The following is a 6,436-nucleotide window of genomic DNA, read 5'->3' as shown; positions in this document are numbered from 1 at the left end:
TGCATACCATTTACCATGCCAAGGCCAGCACGAAGAATTGGAATAATACCTAATTTTTTACCTGCAATACGTTTGCCAGTCATTTTAGTTAAAGGTGTTTGAACCTCTACATCCTCTAATGGTAAGCTACGTGTAATTTCATAGCCCATCAACATCGTAATTTCATCCAGTAATTGTCTGAAATCTTTAGAGCCTGTTTCTACATCGCGCATCAATGTAACTTTGTGTTGAATCAATGGATGTGTCATAACATTAACTTTCATGACTGTCCTCCTATAATACAATATACGTACCCTATTGGTATCCATATAACTTTCATAATTACTCTATCACAGAATCATAAATCATGCCATAAAAATATTAAAAGGGATGTGATAATACACATCCCTTTTATTGTATTTAAGCCTTATGTAAGTCTAATGGATTAATCCAAAGATTAGTACAATGGATACGCTTCACAAAGTGCTGCTACGCGTTTGCTTGCTTCTTCATGAACTGCTTTATCTTCAGGATTTTTAAGTACAGTTGCAATGATATCTGCAATTTCTTCCATATCTTTTACTTGTAAGCCACGTGTTGTAAGCGCTGGTGTACCAAGACGGATACCGCTTGTTACAAATGGACTAGCAGGATCGAATGGAATTGTATTTTTATTACAAGTAATACCTACTTCATCAAGTAAATGTTCTGCTTCTTTACCTGTTAAACCAGTATTGCGTACGTCTACCAACATAACGTGAGTATCTGTACCACCAGATACGATTGTTAAGCCTTTTTCTTGCAATGCAGCAGCCAATGCTTTTGCATTATCGATAACTTGTTGTGCATATACTTTGAACTCTGGTTGTAATGCTTCACCAAATGCAACAGCTTTAGCAGCGATAACATGCATCAATGGGCCACCTTGAATACCAGGGAAGATTGCTTTATCGATTGCTTTAGCATATTTTTCTTTGCAAAGAATCATGCCGCCACGAGGACCACGCAATGTTTTATGAGTTGTAGTAGTAACGATATCAGCATATTCTACTGGGTTTGGATGTAAACCTGCTGCTACAAGACCAGCAAAGTGAGCCATATCTACCATGAAGATAGCATCAACTTCATGAGCTACATCAGCCATTTTTTTGAAGTCGATTTGACGGCTATAAGCACTACCACCAGCAATGATTAATTTAGGTTTAGCTTCTAATACGATTTTACGGAACTCATCATAATCGATTTGTTGAGTTTCTGCATCTACACCGTAAGGTACTACGTTGAAATATGTACCAGATACGTTAACTGGAGAACCATGAGTTAAGTGACCACCATGGGACAAGTTCATACCCACAATAGTGTCGCCTGGTTGTAATAATGCGAAATACACGCCAAAGTTTGCTTGAGAACCAGAGTGAGGTTGTACGTTTGCATGTTCTGCACCGAACAAGCGTTTTGCACGTTCAATAGCTAATGTTTCGATAACATCAACATTTTCACAACCGCCATAATAACGTTTACCAGGATACCCTTCTGCATATTTGTTAGTCAATACGCTACCTTGAGCTTCCATTACTGCTTGAGAAACAAAGTTTTCAGAAGCGATCATTTCTAATTTATCGCGTTGGCGTGCTAATTCTTGATTGATAACAGCTTGAATATTAGGGTCTTGTTTTTCTAAGAAACTCATGAGTATCCTCCTCGTGCAAAACGAATATATATAGGTAATGATGTATTACTTCTCTAGTGCTTTAATTTTCTCTACCCGGCGTGCATGACGACCACCTTCGAACTCTGTTTCCATGAAGATGGCTACAATATCGTTAGCTAGGCCAGGACCAATAACGCGTTCCCCCATTGTGAGAATATTAGCGTCATTATGTTCACGACATGCATGAGCAGAGAATGTATCATGACAAAGAGCAGCGCGAATACCAGCAATCTTATTTGCTGCAATACCGATACCAATACCAGTACCACAAATCAAAATACCTCTGTCTGCTTGACCAGATACGACTGCATTTGCCACAGGTACAGCAATATCAGGATAATCGCAAGAATCAGCTGTATGACAGCCAAAATCCTCTACTTCATGTCCCAATGCATTTAATAATTCCTTAACGGATGCTTTTAAATGTAATCCGCCATGATCACAACCGATTGCAACTTTCATAATTTCATCTCCTACGCCTTCTGAGGCACTGAGCTAAGACCGGCCTCTACTAAGTGATAAATTTGTTCCGCACATTGATTATATACGGTTTGATCAGATCCATATGGGTCCGTCACATCACCATCTTGACCACCCCACTCGGAAATCGTTTTAATTTTTCCTTCCTCAAACGGGAATTGGCGAAGTAGTACAGATTTGTGATCCTTCGTCATACCAATGATAAGATCTGCTGCATTCACGAGTTCCATCGTCAATGGTCTCGATTCATGATCAGAAATATCTGCAATGGAACGGATAGCTTCAACGGCTTGTTCAGTTGGCTTTGCTCCATATGCGGCAAATAGACCAGCTGATACAGTCGTCACATCCTTATGTTGCTCCGCTACAAGGGCCCGTGTAATACCTTCAGCCATAGGGCTACGGCAAGTATTACCGGTACACACAAATAAAATATTCATAATAACATCCTTACTTAATCACATTTTGTGATTACTTTATACATTATAGCAAATTCATCCAATATGTAAAGACATATTTCTATTATCAGTGGACATTTTTATGCTAGTAAATTTACTTATAAATGATATGGTGACTAGATGCCTTTTCCATACGATTCATAATAGCAACGCCAAAACCATCATCATTAACACCTTCTGCTAAGATTAAGGTAACATGATTTTCGTTAAAATGTAATAGGCTTTTGTAAAAATCATGGCCTAATGATAAGGCATCACCATAATGACCAAAACAATGACACATAAAGCGTGTATCCCCTTTAATCAGATCATACGTTTCATGACTGACCAAACAACCGATAGGACCTTCTATACCTTCTGAAAGCTCCTTAAACGTAGATGCTATGACCTCTGGATTACCTACAACAACTGTCATAGGTGCATCAGGCGCATAATGCGTATACTTCATACCAGGAGCCTTAGGCTTAGTGGTAGCATTAACTAGAGCAGTATCATACTCAACAGTAGCCACAACATTTTCAAGTTGAGCTTTTGTAATTCCGCCCGGTCTCAATATAATGACCTTATCATCATGTACTTCCACTACAGTTGACTCTACACCAATCGTACATGGACCAGCATCTAAAATGTAGGAAATACGGCCATTCATATCATGGTAAACATCTTGTGCCGTTGTAGGACTTGGACGACCAGATATATTTGCACTAGGAGCCGCTACAGGTACACCAGCGCGTTCTAATAATGCACGGCATACCTTATGATCAGGGCAACGCAATGCCACGCGAGGTAATCCACCAGTAGCACGATCTGGCACTAAATCAGATTTAGGCAATGTAATCGTTAATGGCCCTGGCCAAAACGTATCCATTAATAGTTGTGCTGTATTTGAAACCTCTGTTACCAAAGGTTTTATACTTTCACTATTAGGAACATGTAAAATCAATGGATTATCTGAAGGACGACCTTTGGCAGCATAGATTTTATCCATCGCCTCTGGATCAAGTCCATTAGCACCGAGTCCATATACAGTTTCTGTGGGAATGGACACCAATTCACCATTACGCAATGCACTGGCAAGCATATCTAGTTCTTGTTCTGATGGATTTGTAATAATTTGAGTATCCATATTATCCCTCATATACTGCGGTTACAACACGGTTATTACCACCAAGATCAGCGATACATTGAATGTTGGAGTAATGACCAGCTTCTTTTAATAAAGCCTTTACCTCTTCTGCTTGATCGTAACCTATTTCAAAGGCTATACGACCTTGTGGTTTTAAATATGTGCCGCACTCTTTAGCTAAAATACGATAGAATTCTAATCCATCTTCACCACCAAATAAAGCAATATGAGGCTCATTTAATACATCCTGAGATAATAATTTAGCATCCCCTGTACGGATATATGGTGGATTCGATACGATGAGGTCAAACTTTTCAGCATTACCATCTAAGGCAGAAAACATATCAGACTCTAACAATTGAACACGATCATTTAAGCTAAATCTTTCACTATTTTCCTCAGCCACTGTCAAGGCATCCGTAGATATTTCAAGACCTACACCACACGCATTCGGCAAATAGTGTAATAGACTGAGTAATATCGTACCAGGGCCCGTACATACATCAAGAATACGTACCTCACTATCTTTTGCGTACGTACCTAATACATGCTCAATTAAGGTTTCTGTATCAGGTCGTGGAATCAACACCTTATCATTAACCTTAAAGGTCAATCCCATAAAGTCCTTTTCCCCAATTATGGCCGCTACACAATGACCCTTGGCCCGTTCTTGAACGAGAGGTCTAAAAGCATCGAGTTCCTCTTGAATAAGCGGTTGGTCATAATGAGTATATAGATAAATACGATCCTTGCCTAAAACGTGAGAAAGCAGTACTTCCCCATCAAGTCGAGGTGTATCCATCTCCTTGCTTTGAAAGTACTGCTCTGTCCACTGGAGAATACGACCGATTGTCCAAATCTCCTTATACATTTGTATTAGCCTCCTGCATTTTTGCCGCTTGGTCAGCAGCATTTAAGGCTTGAATGATTTCATCTAAATCGCCATTTAAAATAGCATCTAATTTATACAATGTTAAATTAATACGATGGTCTGTTACGCGGCCTTGAGGGTAGTTATAAGTACGAATACGTTCACTACGGTCACCAGTACCAACTTGGCTCTTACGGTCTGCTGCCATGCTAGAAATAGCCTCTTGTTCAGCTTGGTCTTGCAATTTAGCACGCAATACACGCATAGCTTTTTCACGGTTTTGTAATTGAGAACGTTGGTCTTGGCATGCCACAACAATACCAGAAGGTAAGTGTGTAATACGAACAGCAGACTCAGTCTTATTGATATGCTGACCGCCCGCACCACTAGCACGATATGTGTCGATTTTTAAGTCTTTTTCATTAACTTCAATATCAACATCTTCCATCTCTGGTAATACGGCTACTGTAACGGTAGATGTATGCACACGGCCCTGTGTTTCTGTAGCAGGTACACGTTGTACGCGATGTACACCAGATTCAAATTTCATCTTAGAATATACATTTTCACCATCTACAGAGAAAATAACCTCTTTAAAGCCACCTAATTCAGGCTCATTGGCATCGATAATCTCACAACGCCAGCCTTGGCTTTCCGCATATTTTGTGTACATACGGAACAAATCGCCTGCGAATAATGCCGCTTCATCGCCGCCAGCACCACCGCGAATTTCGATAATGATGTTCTTATCATCATTAGGGTCTTTAGGCAATAAAAGAATTTGCAACTTCTCTTCTAATTCCTCTTTTTGAGGTTTTAGATCTTTCAATTCCTCTTGTGCCATTTCGCGGAATTCTTCATCCATGGATTTATCTTCAATAACTTCCATAGCTTCATCAATACCAGCTAATACTTTTTTATAAGTACGGAATGTTTCAACTGTTTCAGATAATTGAGCATGTTGACGTGTTAATTTACGCCACTCATCTTGGCGCGCAATCACTTCAGGGTCACTGATGCGCTGCTCCAGGTCCATAAATTTATCTTCAATAACTTGTAATTTATCTACTAGCATGTTTATTCCTCTTCATAAGCATCACTCTCAGGAGGGCGAACCTCTTCAAGAGCACGTATAGCTACTTCAATTTGATCATCTTCTGGTTCACGTGTGGTCATGTATTGTAATGCAAGACCAGGTTTAATAAGAGCTTGCACCAAGGAATGCTCACTACGACCAGCAAGACGAATAACCTCGTACGCAATACCTGCCACTACGGGCATAAGAAGTACGCGGCTTACGATACGTTCTAACAAATTAGGCCAACCTAAAAAAGCAAATACAAAAATACTTACAACCATAACGATAAGTAAGAAATTTGTGCCACATCGCGGATGTAAGCGACTTTGTTTGCGAACGTTTTCTACAGTGAGAGGCAAGTCTAATTCATAAGTATGAATCGTTTTATGCTCTGCCCCATGATATTGGAAAACTCGTTGAATATCCTTTGTAAGTCCAATCCCCCAAATATAAAGTAGGAAAAGAACTAAACGAATGACACCTTCAATGAGATTTAATACAACATGATTATCCTGTACACCAGGAATAAATTTCACGATAAATGTAGGCAATGCCAAAAATACAGCTATCGCAAAGATGGTGGAAATAACCATAGTAATGGCAATTTCACTATTAGACATTTCTTCCTCTTCATCACCAGCGGCCTTAGCAGAGAAGGACAACGCCTTCATGCCAATTACGAGGGATTCATAAAGAGCTACACAGCCCCGAAGAAATGGTTTTTTCAAAATTG

8 protein-coding genes are annotated in these 6,436 nt (G+C 39.6%); all 8 read right to left on the bottom strand.

Going from position 1 to position 6,436, the window contains the following annotated elements; genetic code table 11:
• Positions 1-263: uracil phosphoribosyltransferase (locus QZ548_RS06930; protein ID WP_295869281.1), on the bottom strand; the 263-nt coding region annotated here is incomplete at its 3' end.
• Positions 264-436: 173 nt separating this feature from the next.
• Complete coding sequence (glyA, locus tag QZ548_RS06925) at positions 437-1,669, bottom strand: serine hydroxymethyltransferase (RefSeq protein WP_105089322.1); 1,233 nt, start codon at positions 1,667-1,669, stop codon at positions 437-439.
• A gap of 45 nt (positions 1,670-1,714) precedes the next feature.
• Complete coding sequence (gene rpiB / locus QZ548_RS06920; RefSeq protein WP_227720191.1) at positions 1,715-2,152, bottom strand: ribose 5-phosphate isomerase B; 438 nt, start codon at positions 2,150-2,152, stop codon at positions 1,715-1,717.
• Positions 2,153-2,163: 11 nt separating this feature from the next.
• On the bottom strand, positions 2,164-2,610 hold the full coding sequence (locus QZ548_RS06915; RefSeq protein WP_295869279.1) for a low molecular weight protein arginine phosphatase: 447 nt from the start codon (positions 2,608-2,610) through the stop codon (positions 2,164-2,166).
• A 112-nt stretch (positions 2,611-2,722) separates the two neighbouring features.
• The gene (locus QZ548_RS06910) at positions 2,723-3,754 is read right to left on the bottom strand and encodes an L-threonylcarbamoyladenylate synthase (protein WP_295869276.1); all 1,032 of its coding nucleotides are present in this window, start codon (positions 3,752-3,754) and stop codon (positions 2,723-2,725) included.
• A 1-nt stretch (position 3,755) separates the two neighbouring features.
• On the bottom strand, positions 3,756-4,625 hold the full coding sequence (prmC, locus tag QZ548_RS06905; protein WP_295869274.1) for a peptide chain release factor N(5)-glutamine methyltransferase: 870 nt from the start codon (positions 4,623-4,625) through the stop codon (positions 3,756-3,758).
• A complete protein-coding gene (gene prfA, locus QZ548_RS06900) occupies positions 4,618-5,700 on the bottom strand; it encodes a peptide chain release factor 1 (protein WP_295792672.1) in 1,083 nt (360 codons plus the stop codon). Before prfA ends, prmC begins: the two co-directional genes overlap by 8 nt.
• Positions 5,701-5,702: 2 nt before the next feature.
• The coding region (locus tag QZ548_RS06895) for a DUF1385 domain-containing protein (protein WP_295869272.1) at positions 5,703-6,436 on the bottom strand (734 nt) is incomplete at its 5' end.

Origin of the sequence: uncultured Veillonella sp. (assembly GCF_915069625.1) — a bacterium.
In the GTDB taxonomy this organism is placed as follows: domain Bacteria; phylum Bacillota; class Negativicutes; order Veillonellales; family Veillonellaceae; genus Veillonella.
The sequence above is the reverse complement of the archived record's forward strand: the minus strand, read 5'-3'. Positions and strand labels throughout refer to the sequence as shown.